We start from the raw sequence: 16,492 nt of genomic DNA, 5'->3' as shown, positions 1-16,492 counted from the left end.
TAAGCTTCCTGGTGGGCATTTCAGCAAAGGATGGCTTGATAGGAAGTTTAAACATACTGAGATTGTCCGGTTACTCAAAGAGTCTGAGCTTCTTTAGTTTTCATGGTGTGATATAAAAATAGTTTGGCTTCTGTAGCTGTGGCCCTAAGTGTAGAAAGCTACCCTTAGGGCCACATGTTGTACGGGGATTGGCGGATTCTATTGGGTGTTGCACCGAGGCTTGTTCATAAAGGTTCCGAAGCCGCAAAGGCACTTTAGCTGATAAGGGTTACATCGGGTTGGGGTTGGTCACCCCGACACGGCGTAGTAAGGCCCGTAGGATACCTGCGGATGTGAAGGCGGTGAACAGGTTCATTAATTCACGCCGGGCGGTGGTGGAGCCGGTGATTGCCCAGATCAAGACCTGGCGTATTTTGCATTCTGGGTTTCGTAGGCCGCTGGGCTTGTATGGGCGGGTGTTTGCGGTGGTGCGGGGGTTGGTGTTTTGTGCTGCTGGGAGGACTTTTGAATAAGTCTCATAGTCAATCATATGCGTGTGAAAGGGATTAATAATTTCTATTCTGGTTTCGTTGAGTACCACATGAGGATGCACTAGTACCTGCCATGCTAAAAAGACCAGCAGATACCAGCCCCAGCACCGCGTCCACAAAGCACTGGCACCATCAGTCATGACAGCGACGGTGCACATACCCGCCGCAAGAGCTAAGGCAAGCAGAAAGTAAAGATACACCAGTTTGAGTCTGTATTTCACAGGAAAACGGGGGATGTATCGGGTTTTCATGTGTTGCTCACCTCATACTTACCGTAGTGCAACTCATATCATTGTTGAGTTGGCATAATAATAGCCCGGTTCCTCCGTGAAACCGGGCTATTGAGCATGTAGGACGCGAGTCGTGGAGCCTTATGCCAGCGTCATTTTTCCTGTCATGACAGCGGGACCAGCCAATACTACGTGCTCCAGGTTATCCGGGCCAAGCACGAAGGTCACCGCAAGCGTGCCACCGGGTACATGCACGAGCCATTCATCGGGAGCTTCTTCACCGCCCCAGAAACGAGTCGCGGCCGCAGCGGCGCACGCACCGGTACCGCACGAAAGAGTCTCCCCTACACCGCGTTCATGAACACGCATGCGAATAGCACCCACGTTCACTTCGCCAGTCTCAGCCTCAGTCTCTTCAATCTCCTCAGGAACCACGAATTCAACATTGGTTCCGTTGGGAGGCACAGGGGTCACCTTAGGTGCAGTTTCAAGACCCAAGCCATCCAGCTTGCCCTCGGTGCCAAGAGCAACAACAGTATGCGGGTTACCCATCGAAATCGACACGGCAGGACGCGTAGTTTTAAGACCACGAGCGTTGACCATGGCATCGTGACCGTTATCGCGTGCTGAATCACCGTCAATAAAGCTCCACGGCCCCATGTCAACAGCGTAACCATTTTCAACCATCGCAACAGCCTTAATACCGGCGCGGGTACCAATCACCACGCGTCCGCCCTCTTCAAGGTCAATGAGGCTTTCAGTTCGCAGGTATTCAATGAAGGCGCGAACACCGTTGCCACACATTTCAGACAAAGAACCATCGGCATTGCGGTAGTCCATGAACCAGGTAGCATCGGGGTGCTCTTCTAAAAGATGCTTACCCTCGATAAGGTTTTCGGTCTTAATAGCGCGGATAAAACCATCAGCACCGAAACCAAAATGACGATCGCAAGCGCGAGCAACCAGATCCTGGTCTAGCTCCAACGTGCCGGTGGGGTCTTTGACGAAAATAAAATCATTACCGGTACCCTGACCCTTGGTCAGCTCAACGCCTGATAATTCGCCCCAGGGTGATGGTGTATTGCTCATGATGCTCCTCGTACAAGACCAAAAAGATGTTCACTACAACCCTACAGGTGGTTATTCGACGGGTGTAAAGCTTTTAGTCAAATCAATTGCTTTTTCAAGCTTTTCTGGGTCATTCCAGTCCAGCCAGTTCACGCGCGGGTCGGCGTTGAACCAGGTGATTTGCCGGCGCGCAAACTGACGGGTTGCCACCGTGGTGTCATCGATAGCCTGCTCTACAGTGTAATTTTCGCTTTCGGGCAGAAGACCGCGCTCGCTATCAAGAACCTTCAGAAACTGCGCGTATCCCAGAGCCTTAGAGGCTGTCTTCCCTTCACAAAGACCTACAGGCTCTAACTCTTCAACCTCTTTTAACAAACCGCGTTCCGCCATTTTCACCACACGGGCATGCAGACGTTCGTGCAGTTGCGCTCGATCACCGTTCAGACCAACCTGCACAGTAGGACGTACGTACTCCCGCTGCAGCATAAAGGAGGAGAACGGGCGTCCCGTAACCTCATGAACCTCTAGCGCCCGCACCAGACGACGGTCGTCCTTCACACGCGAAGCCGACTCCGGATCAACCTCTTTGAGCCTGCTGAGTAGCACACCGCGTCCTCGCTCTTTGAGCTCGCCCTCTAAACGGGCACGAACGGACGCGTCAGTTTCAGGAAATTCAAGGACATCTAGAGCAGCACGCACGTAGAGCCCTGAGCCGCCCACCAGAATGGGATACTTGCCGCGAGAACTAATCTCATCAAAAAGGTCTCGTGCCTGCTGCTGGAATACAGCCACAGAAGCTTCTTCACGCACACCCATAATATCCAGCAAATGGTGCGGAATCCCGCGCATCTCATCGGCAGAAACCTTCGCGGTACCAATATCCATTCCGCGATAAAACTGCATCGAGTCAGCATTAATGCACTCGCCACCCAGCGCGAGCGCAAGCTCTATAGCGAGATCAGATTTGCCGCTACCCGTCGGCCCCACAATAGCGATGACGGGTAGCTGGCGTTCCGTAGCGTTCATTACTTACGCAAACCAATCGTGGGGAAGCCCAAGTTCACGGGACCGCCTGAAACCTGAGTGGTTCCGGTGCCACATGAATCAGCCTGCGCTCGATCCCACGCATCGCCCGCTCGTGAACGGCGCACAGAGTACTGCTCCGCAGTTGGGTCTGACAGAAGGTGGAATGAACCTGCCTCGGTAATGGGCAGAGTAACAAGGTCACCAGGACGCGGCTGCTCAGCACCTTCCGGGACGCTAAAGTGAACCAGACGCATATCGCGGGTGCGTCCTGAAAGACGGTGAGTCTGCTCAGCCTTACGACCTGACTCAGCCACGACCATCAGCTCAACGGTCTTACCCAGCTGCTTAGCATTTTCTTCGGCAGCGATGCGATCCTGCAAAGCAGTCAGACGCTCATAGCGTTCCTGTACGACATCCTTTGGAACCTGATGGTCCATAGTCGCCGCAGGGGTGCCCGGGCGAATGGAGTACTGAAAGGTGAACGCCGATGAGAAACGAGATTCCTCGACTACGCGCATAGTTTCTTGGAAGTCTTCTTCGGTCTCCCCGGGGAAACCAACAATAATGTCGGTGGTAATGGCAGCATCCGGCATCTTCTCGCGTACCTTTTCCAAAATTCCAAGGAACTTCTTGGAACGGTAGGAACGCTTCATGTCTTTGAGGACCTTGTCAGAACCCGACTGCAAGGGCATATGCAACACGGGCATCACGTTAGGGGTCTCAGCCATAGCGTCAATCACATCATCGGTGAACATTGCAGGGTGGGGTGAGGTAAAACGCACGCGCTCCAGTCCCTCAATCTCACCGCAGGCACGAAGTAACTTTGAGAACGCCTGACGGTCACCGAACTCAACACCGTAAGAGTTCACGTTCTGCCCCAGCAACGTCACCTCGATAGCGCCGTCATCTACCAGCGCCTGAACCTCAGCAAGAATATCGCCAGGGCGGCGGTCTTTCTCCTTACCGCGCAATGACGGCACGATGCAGAAGGTGCAGGTGTTATTGCAACCCACCGAAATTGAAACCCAACCAGAGTACACGTGATCACGCTTAGTCGGCAGAGTCGACGGGAAAACCTCCAACGACTCAAGAAGCTCAGCCTGCGCCTCATCGTTGTGGCGGGCGCGCTCTAGTAGCGTCGGCAAAGAACCAATGTTGTGCGTACCGAAAACAACATCAACCCAGGGCGCCTTTTTCAAGATAGTGTCTTGATCTTTCTGCGCAAGACAACCGCCCACAGCAATCTGCATACCTTCGTTCTCGCGCTTAATCGGCGCAAGCATACCGAGGTTACCGTACAGCTTGTTATCTGCGTTCTCGCGCACAGCACAGGTGTTAAACACGACGAGATCGGGGTGCTCGCCCTCTTTAACCGGCACATAACCGTTTGATTCCAGAAGACCCGACATACGTTCGGAGTCGTGCACGTTCATCTGACACCCAAAAGTACGCACCTCGTACGTGCGTGCATTTTCGGTTGAGGATGTTTTGGTTTCAGCTACATTCAAAGTCACCATTCAAGGTTACTAGATAGGGCATAATGTGCTCCATGAGTATTCCGCCACGTTCGCCACATTTAGAAACCATTTGTCAGCAGGCGATTGCAGGATACACCCTGAAAACCGGCGATTCTCCCGTGGATACTGCCAAATTTGAGCGCTTGCTACTTTCGATGATTGCTGCCTCAGAAAAGTTTTTGGGGAAAGCAGTTTCGGCAAGAATTTTTTCAGCAGGCATGCGATCGGTAGTTATTAGCGTGGTAGGCGAGCATGCTGAGCGAGGCTCCGGTGCGCCGGCTACCGTGGTGGTCAAGCATTTTCGACGCAAAGACTCAGCAACGAACTCTGGCGGGTTTGGGTATCTAAGAGAAAAGCACGGGTTGAGTTCTTTGAATTCGCTAGTGGAAAGCTCATACTCCCAACTGCTGGGGTGGGATGATGACGCACGGTTCTTAATTCTTGAGTACATTTTGGGAACTCATCTCAGCGAGTTTCTGTCGGTTAGCTCTCTCAGCGAAAACGGCAACGCTGGTCAGGATGCGAGCGCGCACATTGCCGAAGGCCTGGACCTTTGGAGCAATTTTTGGGCTACTCAGCTTAACTCCACGCGGCAACAGACAGTTCAAGAAACTTTTCAGCGTTCTCTTGTGACAGCGGATGCTCGTGCCCGATACCCCGGACGGATGACCTCGCCGCAGCTGGCTTTCAAGGGTTTAGAAAAGTTTGTGGTAGATTCAGGGCATTCCGCCAACAATGCCTACCATCGTGAACTTGAAGCGCAGCTTAGCTCCATTATCTTTCCCGATCCTGCACACTCAGTGCTCAGCTCAGCAGATTTTTCACCGCAAAACATGCTTGTTTCCCAGAGTCAACGCGGCACTGAAGTACGAGGAATTGATGCTGAAGGAACAGCCATCCACCACTGGGCTCTGCCCGTGGCCGAGATACTCCTGGGCTTCCCGTCGCATCCTGAATCTCGCTTTGAAAAGCTAAGCACCACCGCCTCATGGCATGATGCGTGCAATACTTTCTATCAGCAGGTATATAGAGGCGCTACATACCAAACAGCCGCTGACGATCCGTGCGTGCAAGCGGCGGTAATGACTATTCGGTGCACTCTCATAGAACAAACCGGGATGCTCTCACCGATTAACCGCGTGCTCTGAAAAGGTGTGCCTAGACAGTTCTGCCTACCACTTCGCCGTTCTTCACGGTAAAGTCCCAGCTCAGCCCATTTTTGGTGAGTACTTCATGCCTAATCTCATCAGGCATCGTGAATGACTTATTTGAGTACCCCAGCAAATACTCGTCAAAAGCCGGTAGCTTATAGATGCGTCGCAGGGCAGCTCGCATCTCAGCCTCGGTCACGTTTTTCTGCCATGCCGGTGCATAAAATTCTTCCCCGCCGATCATCAACTTTACAGAATTACTCGCTGACTCCAAAGCCTTTTTGCTGTCTTTTTTGGTGAGATACGACCACCAGCACAAATCCTCCAGTTGCACAGGACCGTGCCCGTTGAGATAGCGGGTACCCAGTTCAGCAAGAGCCTCAGCTGAAGCCACCTCACGCTGAGAAATATTCAGCCGATCAACATGCACAAAAGTTTCAGCGCGCCCTTGCGGACGCAGTTGCACAATATCACCGGCACCGCCCAGAGCACGCAACAGGTGAGGACCGCGTCCTTCGCCCGCGTCAATCCCGGCATCGGTAAACAGCTGGTAAGCATGAGGACGCTCCAGCACCTGCCCCGTTTCAAGATTCAACAGGTGAGTGTTCAAAGCTTCGTGAGCTACCTCGAAATCGCCATCAGCAAACCCCAGAGCGGGGCGGCGTTTCGAAGCGCCTGACTCTACCCGAGGAGAACACAAACGCATCAACCACCGGGCGTCCTCGCCGTTTACAAAATGCAAAGTACCTCGCATCGGCCAGCAACGCACAATATCGTGAGCATCAATGCTGGCAAGAACGCCTTCGTCCTGCGGCTTTTGCCCGTTATTCACGCGAATAGCAATAGCGCGCACACCAGCTTTGAATGTTTGCCCTTGTAAGGCAAGCAGATGCTGTGTCACCTCGTGCGGCGAACTCAGTTCAGGACGCGCAGCACTAGCGGCTAGACCCTGAGCGATAAGCCTGCGAGCTTGCAGTTCTTTCCGAGGCGAAAGTCCCATGTCACTTCCTAAAAGTAATAATCGTCGTCGCCTGTTGCATCCAGACCGTTCTCCTGGACATAACGCTCAATTTCATCCTTAACGACACCAAACGCCATCGATGGCGGATACCCTTTACGCGCCAGCATCCCCACCAAACGACGCATAATCTTGTCTTTTTCCTTACGGTCAGAAAAATCCATGGACGGGCGAAGTTTCTTTGCCACCAATGCGTGAGCGTCACTCCGCTCATCCTCATCGCTGCGCTGTTCAAGTGCTACTTCAGCAGCCTCGCCTTCAACGCCTTTCTGTTTGAGCTCGCGTCGAATAGCGTTCTTGCTCAGCTTTTTCACGTTAGCGCGTGTACGCACGTACACCTCAGCGAACTCAGCATCGTTAATGAGGTTGACCGCCTCAAAACGGCTCAGAATATCTTCCGCAGTTTCCTCAGAAATTTCCCGGTCAGCAAGTTTTTTCGCCAGTTGTGCACGAGAACGCGGAGCCATCGCCAACTGGTTCAGCACAATATTCTTGGCCATGGTGAATTCGCTTTCAGGTTCCTTCTTTTTCCTTTTTCCGGATTTTTCTTCTTCGCCCGGCACACCTACACCGTGTAGGGCATACATTGCCAGGTCTTCCTCGGTGTCGGACTGGCTCAGGCGACTGTCTTCACGGAACATAGGACGTTTAGCAGGACGCGCACCGGTCTTGAGGGAGCCACGATTTTGTGTTTCTTCCTCTGCACCTGCAGAAGCTCCCATAGCTGGCGCAAAAGGTGAATTCTGTAAGTACTTAACCGGGGGCTTGCGGAACCCCTTCTTACGAGCCGTGTTGTATCTGCGTTGACCGTACTTTGACTTCTTGCCGTTGTAGGTCCTGTTCCTGTCTGTACCTCGATCTTCCTCACCTGATGCGTTTGCACCGAAGGACGCTTTCTTGCCGCTAGTGCCCGTATACTGAGTTCCCACACGCTCGCTATTGCGCGAGGCGATAACGGTTTCCCCCGGTTTTTCTTCGCGGGCACCGGTAGCAGCCGGATGCCAGTCAGGGTATTCCTTATCAAGCATGGGGAGCTCCTTTCTACGCGCGTTTTTTCTGAGGCATATGCAGGCGCAGATTGTGTTGTACTCACGCCATCTTCATATCGTAAGACCATTCGGCACGCTCTTTGTTCCTGCCATCAGCATCCGCTCACGTTAATTTTATCTATGATGAAGATCAGCATCACGAGCGGCTAAAGACCTAACGTATTTTCCGCCCGATATTCTGTAGCGTCTGCAACTACAAAAAAGTGCTGCCACCTTACATCAGGCGGCAGCACTTTTTATATCGTGGTTTAGAAGTTCTCAGGCAAGTCTTCCAAAGGATCAATGGTGTCATCGAGAGCGCCTTCAGGAACGATACCTTCGGGAGCTTCTTCGCCGTCCTCAATGATGCCAAGCTTTACAAGAGTCTTGTACTGAATCTCTTCTGCAAGCTCGGGGTTGTCTTTGAGGAAGCGGCGGGCATTTTCTTTGCCCTGCCCCAGCTGGTCGCCTTCATAGGTGAACCATGCGCCGGACTTCTTCACGATGCCGTTTTCAACACCCATATCGATAATGCCGCCCTCGATAGAGATGCCTTCACCGTAGAGGATGTCGAATTCAGCCTGCTTGAAGGGAGGAGCCATCTTGTTCTTGACGATCTTGGCGCGGGTGCGGTTACCGATGGGGTTCGCGCCGTCCTTGAGGGTCTCAATACGGCGGATGTCGATGCGCACTGATGCGTAGAACTTAAGTGCCTTGCCACCGGTGGTGGTTTCAGGTGAGCCGAAGAATACACCGATCTTTTCACGCAACTGGTTGATGAAGATTGCGGTAGTGCCGGTCTGAGACAGGCGACCGGTAATCTTACGGAGCGCCTGGCTCATCAGACGAGCCTGAAGACCGACGTGTGAGTCGCCCATTTCGCCTTCGATTTCAGCGCGCGGTGTCAGTGCCGCTACGGAGTCGATGACGATGATATCGATGGATCCCGAGCCAACGAGCATGTCCATGATTTCAAGCGCCTGTTCACCAGTGTCAGGCTGTGAGACCAAAAGTGCGTCGGTATCTACACCCAACTTTGCTGCATAGACAGGGTCAAGAGCGTGCTCAGCGTCGATAAAAGCTGCAATGCCGCCCTCTTTCTGGACACTTGCAATCGCGTGCAAAGCCACGGTGGTTTTACCTGATGATTCGGGGCCGTAGATTTCTACGACGCGGCCACGAGGCAAACCGCCAATGCCGAGCGCCGCGTCCAACGACAGAGCACCGGTAGAGATAGTCTCTACCTTCTGCTGTTCACGATCGCCCAGTCGCATCACTGAACCCTTACCGTAGTTCTTGTCGATCTGTGCAAGAACAGTTTCCAGCGCCTTTTCGCGGTCGCTACCGGTTACCTGGCTTACTGAAGTATTTGAACGTGCTTTCGCTGCCATACGTACTTTTCCTCTTTGGTCGTGTGGTTACTTCAAAGTTTTACCGCGTTGATGCGGTCTTGCGTTATTTCTTAGTCACCACGGTACAGGTACCGACTGACAATATAAGGCGGTTTCTAAAATCTGTGGATAACTTCGCGATTTTTCCCGAAGTTTTTTCATTGTGGACACAAGCTTACAGCTTTTCGAACATATTTTCTATTAAAAATAGTACGGGAACACATCTTCGAATAATCTTTGAGTGAAATCCTTCAGAGCCACCGTTCATTCACTTACGGTTTAGGTGGAATATCCGGTCCCCAGCGACGCTCCGGCGGAACATCCTGCATCGCACACACGGCGTCCCACACATCAGCAACTTTTTCGCCACGGTCAATAGCCTCTAGCGCCGTGATATTTCCAAATTCACTCAGCACAAGATCCCGAGCCAGCACCTTAGAGTAGGTTTTTCCGAACTCGTTCTCCATCAAAAACCAAAATTGACTCAGCTTCATGTATTGCCTCCCCTACCAAACTTATTCTCCAGCTACACAACACAAGACCCCGCCCACCACACCTGGCGAACGGGGTATTGCGCTATAAAACTTTTTTAGCGAGCGGCAGTGTAAGTACCTGCATCACGCGGAATATCCTTGCTTGAGGTAGCGGAGATTCCGTATTCACGCTTGAACTGGTCTGAGAACTCAGCTGGAACGGTATCAGGAACAGTGAAGTTCTCCTCAGCCGCCATGCGGTCTGAAACCTCGCGAAGCATCTGTGAAAGAGTGATATCCAAAGCTTCGCAGATTGATGCGAGCAACTCGGATGACGCTTCTTTCTGGCCACGCTCAACTTCGCTCAAGTAGCCAAGTGAAACACGCGCGCTGTGTGAAACTTCGCGCAGAGTACGTGCCTGACGCTGACGAACATCGCGCAGCACCTCACCAATAGCGTGACGAAGTAGAACGGACTTCGGTGCGTGGGTTGCAGGTGCAGCATTTTCAGACTGACCCACATCCCTCCAACGGACGACACCGTTCACGGATACGGGTTGCTTTGTCATTTTTATACCAATCTCCCGGTATGTCGGTGCGCTTTCTCTGTCATTGTGCGCAACTTATTAGTTCATAAGCCTACTGGATATCGTTCGGCTCGTATAGCTAAATCTAGAAGGTTACGGAGAATGTAACGTTCTATTCATCTATCTAAACGTTTAAACCTTTGATTTTCTTCCCTGTTTTACCAGTGATTAGCTGGCAATAACCTCAAAGAAACCTGAGTCCTTTGCTGAATCCTACTCAAAATTTTCTACGTTCACTTGTGTATAACGCACCGGCGTCGTTTTTATTCCGCACAGTACAGAAAAATTTTATGAAGAAAATTTTTTCATCGCAGTCAGCTCTTCGAGCAGAAGCTCCAATGCCTCTTGCACCGATTGCTGACGGATAGCCGCTCTATCTCCGGTGCAGTGAAGCTCGCGAGAACGTCGACCGCGAGGGCTGGCTACTCCCAAAAAGACAGTACCTACCGGTTTACCGTCCAAAGGATCAGGCCCGGCAACACCCGTAGTTGAGATACCGACCTCCGCTTTACAAACACGGGCAGTGCCTTCTGCCATCTGCATGGAGACCTCAGCGTCCACTGCACCGCGCGTCACTAATAGTTCTGAGCTGACGCCAAGAACCTCCGCTTTGATATCGCTACTGTAAGAGATAACTCCCCCGCGATAGACCGCAGAAGCCCCCGAGACATCACAGATTGTTGCGCCCACCAGCCCGGCGGTTAATGACTCCGCTGTAGCTAGCTGAACGCCGGCGTCCTTAGCGCAAGAAATAACCTCGGCGCTCAGTTGCTGCACATCTGACATTAGCGCGCACCCTGGTTGGCATAGTAATCACGACGCAGCTGCATTGCTTTGACCACGTAATCAATACCGGTAACGACAGTGACCACCACGACGGCGCCCATGACAATCCACCCGGGCCACAGAGCCCACGTACCCAGCTGACCCAACGGGAGAATCATCAGAACGAGCGCAACCGTCTGCAAAACAGTCTTAAGCTTGCCACCCTTCGACGCAGCCATCACACCGTACTTGATAATAAACAAGCGCATGATGGTAATTCCCCACTCACGAACCAAAATAACGATTGTCACCCACCACCACAACTCACCGAGCATCGACAGCACCACAAAAGCTGCACCGGTGAGCAACTTATCGGCAATCGGATCAGCAATCTTGCCAAAGCTGGTAATCAGATTACGAGAACGAGCAATAGACCCATCAAGCCAATCTGTAATCATGGCAAGAATAAAGACGGCAACAGCCCACCAACGCATCGACAAGCTGGCATCACCGTGAGTGCCACCTGCCCACAACAGCCAAATGAACACAGGAACCATCACAATGCGCAACGCAGTCAAAGCGTTAGGCAGGTTCCAGTTCGATGAGTTAGGTGCGGTATCTACACTCATGATGCCCTTTCAAAGCTAGAGAAAGCGTATATATCTTTACAGTACGCTACCTCGGAAGTTCAGGTGAGGTGACGCGGCGATGCGGTGACCACTAGCGACCGGTAAGATTCCAAGCGTCCTCGCTGTCCGGGTCATCGGCTTCATCGAAATAGTCAACAGCAGGCTCCCCCATCTGATCCTGTGACTGAGCTACAAGATCGACGGGCTGTTCAGCCGGTGCCGGTGGATCTTCACCGCGCAAACGAGCAAGAACGGTCGGCAGATCATCAGGCTGAACCAAAACATCACGTGCCTTAGAGCCCTCTGACGGGCCAACAATCTCACGAGATTCCAAAAGATCCATGAGGCGTCCTGCCTTAGCGAAACCAACGCGCAGCTTACGCTGTAGCATCGAGGTCGAACCGAATTGTGTGGTAACAACCAGCTCTGCCGCCTGCAACAGAACGTCCAGGTCATCCCCAATGTCGTCATCAATCTTTTTCTTGGGAGCCGCCTGAATAACATCGTCGCGGTAGTGCACCGGCATCTGAGTCTTTACGTGCTCAACGACCTCGTGAATCTCGGATTCACCAACCCACGCGCCCTGAACACGCATCGGCTTGGATGCACCCATCGGCAAGAAAAGAGCGTCACCTTGACCGATCAACTTCTCAGCACCGGGCTGGTCCAACACCACGCGGGAGTCAGTCACCGATGACGTCGCAAACGCCATACGTGAGGGGACGTTCGCCTTAATCAGACCGGTGACAACATCAACTGAAGGACGCTGGGTTGCCAGAACCAGGTGAATACCGGCGGCACGCGCCAGCTGAGTGATACGCACGATGGACTCTTCAACGTCACGAGGAGCGACCATCATCAAGTCAGCAAGCTCGTCAACAATCACCAGCAGGTAGGGGTAAGCCTTCAGCTCACGTTTAGAACCGGGATCCGCAGTAATCTTGCCGGCTTTGACAGCCTTGTTGAAGTCGTCAATGTGCTTGTAGCCGTAATGCGCCAAATCATCATAGCGCGCATCCATCTCACGCACTACCCATTGCAAAGCTTCAGCAGCCTTCTTGGGGTTAGTAATAATCGGCGTAATCAGATGCGGAATACCCTCATAGGCGGTGAGTTCCACACGCTTGGGGTCAACCATGACAAGACGAACCTGGTCAGGGGTTGCGCGCATCAAAATCGAGGTAATCATCGAGTTCACAAACGATGATTTACCGGCACCGGTAGCACCAGCCACCAGCATGTGCGGCATCTTAGCGAGGTTCGCCAAAACGAACCCGCCTTCGACGTCCTTACCAACGCCCATGACCATAGGATGCTCGTTGCTGTGTGCCTGCGGAGAACGCAAAACATCGCCCAAGACCACGGTTTCGCGGTCAGTATTGGGGATCTCAATACCGATAGCGGACTTGCCAGGAATCGGTGAAAGAATACGCACATCAGCAGATGCCACTGCGTAAGAAATATTCTTTGACAGTGCCGTAACACGCTCAACCTTGGTACCCGGACCAAGCTCAATCTCGTAGCGAGTAACGGTAGGACCACGTGAGAAGCCGGTGACTTCAGCATCAACGTTGAACTGGCTGAGAACACCTGTGAGTGCCTCTACTACTTGCTCGTTGACCTCTGAAGATTCCTTGGCGGGAGGCCCAGCTTCAAGCATCGACTCAGCCGGCAAATCATAATTGCCGGCAGATGACTGCACACTTTGTGCCGGACGCGGCGCCTGGGTAGGCTCAGCAACGGTGTTGTTAGCTACCCGCGCAGGTGCCTGCTGTTGAGCGGCAGGTGCTGATGCCGGTGAAGGCACAGCGGGTTTAGCAGCAGAGTTAGCTCCGGGACGCGGCACCGTAGGACGCGGTGCCTGCTGTTGAGCGGGTTCGGGTGCGGCAGCAGCCGATGGTTCTTCAGAGGATGCACTGCGTGAAGCTCTAGCTGCAGAAGCATCGCCCTTGTCAAAACGAGATGCAGCCACAGATTCTGCGGGTTCTTGAGGAACGCGTCCGTAGTCCTGTGCAGCCTGCTGAGCCTGGCTAAGGCGCTGTGCAGGAGCATCTGACTCGTCTTCCCAGTTGCCCTGATCGAACAAATCGGGAGTGCGCTTCTTTGATTTCTTGCGCTTTTTAGCGGGTGCTTCCACGTCGAATGCCTGGGTTACGCGCTGCTGAGGCACTGTTTCAGGCACAGAATCATCGGTGTGCAAAAGAGCGGTGTCGAACGCGTCGTCTCCGTCATAGCGGTCCAGTCGGCGGTCATCCTCATGAGAATGACCGAACCCAAGCCAAGCAAGCAGTCCCTTACGTTCATGGTGAGAAGCGGTATCGGGTTCATCGTACAGGTAAGAACGATCGTGTTCTTCGCCGTCCAAAAGGCGCGTTTTATCGTTCTTTGACCGCGCTTCTGGACGTTCCGGAGCCTCACCGAGTGCAACGCTCATGAGATGGACTAGACGAGGCCCTACCTGACGCAGCGGCGTTTTGGTAACAATCAGCAAACCGAGAACGAATACGAGGAAAATGACCAGCCACTCAAAGAATGAGAGACCGCCCACAAGTCGAGAAACCGGATTAGCAGTCAGCAAACCGAGAATACCGCCGCCTGCCCAGACGCTCTCGAAACCGCCCACCAATGTAGGAAAGCCAGCTAGTTTAGCGCCAAGCATTGAACCGGCAAGCACCATAATGAACATGCCGATGGCAATGCGGTTGTTATCTCGGACTTCTAGCGGATGCCTGAAAATTCTAAACGAAAAGATTGCAGCAAAGATTGGAATCAGCAGAGCACCCTGGCCGAAGGTACCGCCCACAAGCACATGCCAAGCACGCAAGGGAGCTTCGATCCACGAGTACGTATCTGCGGTGCGCCATGCCCACCACTCAACCAGAGCTGTTAACAACCCGAGCACAAGCACCAGCAAAGCACCACCATCGCGGCGGTCAGTAGCATCTAAATCGGTACGCAAAAAGCCCATGCGTCGCACTGCCCCACCCACAGTGTGGGCCAGCGCGAGCCACGCGCCGAGGACAACCTTGCTGAACCAGCTTTGCTCAGGATGCGACGAACGAGACTTTGATGAGGACGCGCGGGAACCTCCGCGCTTAGAAGCCGAGGTTTTGCGGGTATTTTTTCGAGTTGATGCCGATGAACGTGGAGCAGGTGTACGAGATGCCATACTTTCCAATGTTGCGTTGAATCAAAACATCTCACGCGCGTCAGACGCTCCTTGTACCAAGAAGTCAGTCTAACGCGCGCGTGATGAACCGTGAATAAAAGGTTTAACGTCTAGTTTAACCTACAGGATATTTAGTCCTCTTCGGTAGGGGTATCGACCACTACAGGGATAATCATGGGTTTACGACGCAGGCGACGTGCCACCCACGAGCCGATTGTGCGGCGAACAATCTGTTGCAGCTGGTGAGTAGTGTGAATCTTCTCGGGTGCCATGTGCAAGGCATCTTCCAAAGCTGCAGTGATCTTGGGCGTGATGTCGTCAAAGACAGAGTCGTCTTCTGCCACACCGCGAGCGTGAACATCGGGGCCGGTGACAACGCGCTTGGTGTCGCGGTCAATCACAGTAACGATGGAGATGAAGCCTTCTTCGCCCAGGATGCGACGGTCCTTGAGGTCGTCTTCAGTTACCTCGCCGACCGAACGGCCATCAACGTAGACGTACTCGTTGGGGACAGCGCCAACCACGCGTGCTTTGCCGTCGACCAAATCGACAACTGCGCCATCTTCGCAAACCAAGACACCTTCGGGGTCAATACCGGTCTCGATAGCCAGTTCAGCGTTGGCAATGAGGTGACGGATTTCGCCGTGCACCGGCATGACGTTCTTGGGCTTGAGAATGTTGTAGCAGTACAACAGTTCACCGGCTGCTGCGTGACCAGAGACGTGAACCTTCGCGTTGCCCTTGTGCACAACGTTAGCGCCGAGCTTCATCAGACCGTTGATAACACGGAACACGCTGTTTTCGTTACCGGGAATCAGTGAGGATGCGAGCACCACGGTGTCATCCTGCTCAATCTGAATCTTGTGATCACCGTTTGCCATGCGTGAAAGAGCTGCCATGGGCTCACCCTGCGAGCCGGTGCACATCATCACGATTTCTTCAGGACGGTAGTTATCGATCTTCTTGAGATCAACCAGAATACCTTCAGGAACATTCAAGTAACCGAGCTTCTCTGCAATGGTCATGTTGCGAACCATTGAGCGACCCACCAGAACAACCTTGCGTCCGCGCTCATGAGCGGCATCCAGCACCTGCTGTACACGGTGAACGTGAGATGAGAAGGACGCGACGATGATGCGACGCGGTGCATCACGGAAAACCTGAGACAGCACGCCGCCGATGTTCTTTTCGGTCGGAGTGAAGCCGGGAACTTCAGCGTTCGTTGAATCCGGCAAGAACAGGTCGATGCCTTCTTCTCCCAAACGAGCAAAATGACGCAGGTCGGTCAGGCGTCCGTCCAGCGGTAGCTGGTCCATCTTGAAGTCGCCGGTGTGCAAAACCTTACCGGCCTTCGTGCGGATGAAGACAGCGAGCGCGTCAGGAATCGAGTGGTTGACCGCAACGAATTCGCATTCGTAAGGGCCAAATGCCTCAACCATGTTCTCTTCAACGGTGAGGGTGTAGGGCTTGATGCGGTGTTCAGCGAGTTTTGCCTCAACCAGCGCAAGGGTTAGCTGTGAGCCGACCAAAGGAATGTCGGGGCGACGCTTGAGCAGATACGGAACAGCACCAATGTGGTCTTCATGTCCGTGGGTCAAGATGACAGCAACGATATCGTCAAGGCGGTTCAGCAGGTAGTTGATATCGGGCAGAATAAGGTCAACGCCGGGCTGTGATTCCTCGGGGAACAGCACGCCGCAGTCCACAACAAGCAGCTTGCCGTTGATTTCGTAGACGGTCATGTTACGGCCGACTTCACCCAAACCGCCCAATGGGATAACGCGTAGAGTGTCTTTTTTCAGCTTCGGCGGGCGGGGCAAATCAAATTCAAGATGGGTCATAGGACCCCTTTCTCTATAACCGTGAAAAACGGACCCAAAGACATTTGCAGTCTTTGAGCCCGCCGTCTC

The 16,492-nt window shown here is 53.1% G+C and carries 14 protein-coding genes; 2 read left to right on the top strand and 12 right to left on the bottom strand.

Annotated elements, in window-relative coordinates; translation table 11 throughout:
- Nucleotides 1-278: 278 nt before the first annotated feature.
- Nucleotides 279-512 (top strand): hypothetical protein, encoded by a 234-nt coding sequence (locus HF984_RS11900; RefSeq protein ID WP_425594344.1) that lies wholly within the window; start codon nucleotides 279-281, stop codon nucleotides 510-512.
- Between the two features lie 389 nt (nucleotides 513-901).
- On the opposite strand, the gene dapF is transcribed toward HF984_RS11900, so the two are convergent.
- The 3 genes from dapF to miaB are packed head-to-tail and all read right to left on the bottom strand — an operon-like array spanning nucleotide 902 to nucleotide 4,371.
- Nucleotides 902-1,849 carry a diaminopimelate epimerase gene (dapF, locus tag HF984_RS03760; RefSeq protein ID WP_168614341.1) on the bottom strand — a complete coding sequence of 316 codons (948 nt, stop codon included), beginning with the start codon at nucleotides 1,847-1,849 and terminating at the stop codon, nucleotides 902-904.
- A gap of 51 nt (nucleotides 1,850-1,900) precedes the next feature.
- Nucleotides 1,901-2,854 (bottom strand): tRNA (adenosine(37)-N6)-dimethylallyltransferase MiaA, encoded by a 954-nt coding sequence (gene miaA, locus HF984_RS03755; protein WP_168614340.1) that lies wholly within the window; start codon nucleotides 2,852-2,854, stop codon nucleotides 1,901-1,903.
- On the bottom strand, nucleotides 2,854-4,371 hold the full coding sequence (gene miaB / locus HF984_RS03750) for a tRNA (N6-isopentenyl adenosine(37)-C2)-methylthiotransferase MiaB (protein ID WP_168614339.1): 1,518 nt from the start codon (nucleotides 4,369-4,371) through the stop codon (nucleotides 2,854-2,856). Before miaB ends, miaA begins: the two co-directional genes overlap by 1 nt.
- 32 nt (nucleotides 4,372-4,403) lie before the next feature.
- Here miaB and HF984_RS03745 point away from each other — a divergent pair, with 32 nt between their 5' ends.
- Nucleotides 4,404-5,519 carry a hypothetical protein gene (locus HF984_RS03745; protein WP_168614338.1) on the top strand — a complete coding sequence of 372 codons (1,116 nt, stop codon included), beginning with the start codon at nucleotides 4,404-4,406 and terminating at the stop codon, nucleotides 5,517-5,519.
- 10 nt (nucleotides 5,520-5,529) lie between these two features.
- Here HF984_RS03745 and HF984_RS03740 read toward each other — a convergent pair whose 3' ends face one another.
- The 9 genes from HF984_RS03740 to HF984_RS03700 form a co-directional block, all read right to left on the bottom strand.
- Nucleotides 5,530-6,522: a DNA glycosylase AlkZ-like family protein gene (locus tag HF984_RS03740; protein ID WP_168614337.1), complete on the bottom strand. Its 993-nt coding sequence runs from the start codon at nucleotides 6,520-6,522 to the stop codon at nucleotides 5,530-5,532.
- An 8-nt stretch (nucleotides 6,523-6,530) separates the two neighbouring features.
- A complete protein-coding gene (locus HF984_RS11445; RefSeq protein ID WP_247596439.1) occupies nucleotides 6,531-7,568 on the bottom strand; it encodes a regulatory protein RecX in 1,038 nt (345 codons plus the stop codon).
- A gap of 269 nt (nucleotides 7,569-7,837) precedes the next feature.
- On the bottom strand, nucleotides 7,838-8,959 hold the full coding sequence (gene recA, locus HF984_RS03730) for a recombinase RecA (RefSeq protein ID WP_168614336.1): 1,122 nt from the start codon (nucleotides 8,957-8,959) through the stop codon (nucleotides 7,838-7,840).
- Nucleotides 8,960-9,231: 272 nt separating this feature from the next.
- Entirely contained in the window at nucleotides 9,232-9,453 is a 222-nt protein-coding gene (locus HF984_RS03725) for a DUF3046 domain-containing protein (RefSeq protein WP_168614335.1), read from the bottom strand.
- A 95-nt stretch (nucleotides 9,454-9,548) separates the two neighbouring features.
- Entirely contained in the window at nucleotides 9,549-10,001 is a 453-nt protein-coding gene (locus HF984_RS03720; protein ID WP_168614334.1) for a helix-turn-helix domain-containing protein, read from the bottom strand.
- Between the two features lie 306 nt (nucleotides 10,002-10,307).
- A complete protein-coding gene (locus HF984_RS03715; RefSeq protein ID WP_168614333.1) occupies nucleotides 10,308-10,805 on the bottom strand; it encodes a CinA family protein in 498 nt (165 codons plus the stop codon).
- The gene (pgsA, locus tag HF984_RS03710; RefSeq protein WP_168614332.1) at nucleotides 10,805-11,413 is read right to left on the bottom strand and encodes a CDP-diacylglycerol--glycerol-3-phosphate 3-phosphatidyltransferase; all 609 of its coding nucleotides are present in this window, start codon (nucleotides 11,411-11,413) and stop codon (nucleotides 10,805-10,807) included. Before pgsA ends, HF984_RS03715 begins: the two co-directional genes overlap by 1 nt.
- 91 nt (nucleotides 11,414-11,504) lie before the next feature.
- Nucleotides 11,505-14,582, bottom strand: a complete 3,078-nt coding sequence (locus HF984_RS03705) for an FtsK/SpoIIIE family DNA translocase (RefSeq protein ID WP_168614331.1) — start codon at nucleotides 14,580-14,582, stop codon at nucleotides 11,505-11,507.
- A 131-nt stretch (nucleotides 14,583-14,713) separates the two neighbouring features.
- The gene (locus HF984_RS03700; protein WP_168614330.1) at nucleotides 14,714-16,423 is read right to left on the bottom strand and encodes a ribonuclease J; all 1,710 of its coding nucleotides are present in this window, start codon (nucleotides 16,421-16,423) and stop codon (nucleotides 14,714-14,716) included.
- Between the last annotated feature and the right edge of the window lie 69 nt (nucleotides 16,424-16,492).

The organism is Rothia terrae, from assembly GCF_012396615.1.
Lineage (GTDB): Bacteria > Actinomycetota > Actinomycetes > Actinomycetales > Micrococcaceae > Rothia > Rothia terrae.
This window is presented reverse-complemented; position numbering and strand designations above follow the sequence as displayed.

Coding starts and splice junctions, on each gene's coding strand:
- dapF (WP_168614341.1), bottom strand. CDS start 1,849: ATGAGCAATACACCATCACCCTGGGGCGAATTATCAGGCGTTGAGCTG.
- pgsA (WP_168614332.1), bottom strand. CDS start 11,413: ATGAGTGTAGATACCGCACCTAACTCATCGAACTGGAACCTGCCTAAC.
- recA (WP_168614336.1), bottom strand. CDS start 8,959: ATGGCAGCGAAAGCACGTTCAAATACTTCAGTAAGCCAGGTAACCGGT.
- miaA (WP_168614340.1), bottom strand. CDS start 2,854: ATGAACGCTACGGAACGCCAGCTACCCGTCATCGCTATTGTGGGGCCG.
- HF984_RS03745 (WP_168614338.1), top strand. CDS start 4,404: ATGAGTATTCCGCCACGTTCGCCACATTTAGAAACCATTTGTCAGCAG.
- HF984_RS03740 (WP_168614337.1), bottom strand. CDS start 6,522: ATGGGACTTTCGCCTCGGAAAGAACTGCAAGCTCGCAGGCTTATCGCT.
- HF984_RS03705 (WP_168614331.1), bottom strand. CDS start 14,582: ATGGCATCTCGTACACCTGCTCCACGTTCATCGGCATCAACTCGAAAA.
- HF984_RS11445 (WP_247596439.1), bottom strand. CDS start 7,568: ATGCTTGATAAGGAATACCCTGACTGGCATCCGGCTGCTACCGGTGCC.
- HF984_RS03715 (WP_168614333.1), bottom strand. CDS start 10,805: ATGTCAGATGTGCAGCAACTGAGCGCCGAGGTTATTTCTTGCGCTAAG.
- HF984_RS03700 (WP_168614330.1), bottom strand. CDS start 16,423: ATGACCCATCTTGAATTTGATTTGCCCCGCCCGCCGAAGCTGAAAAAA.
- HF984_RS03720 (WP_168614334.1), bottom strand. CDS start 10,001: ATGACAAAGCAACCCGTATCCGTGAACGGTGTCGTCCGTTGGAGGGAT.
- HF984_RS03725 (WP_168614335.1), bottom strand. CDS start 9,453: ATGAAGCTGAGTCAATTTTGGTTTTTGATGGAGAACGAGTTCGGAAAA.
- miaB (WP_168614339.1), bottom strand. CDS start 4,371: ATGGTGACTTTGAATGTAGCTGAAACCAAAACATCCTCAACCGAAAAT.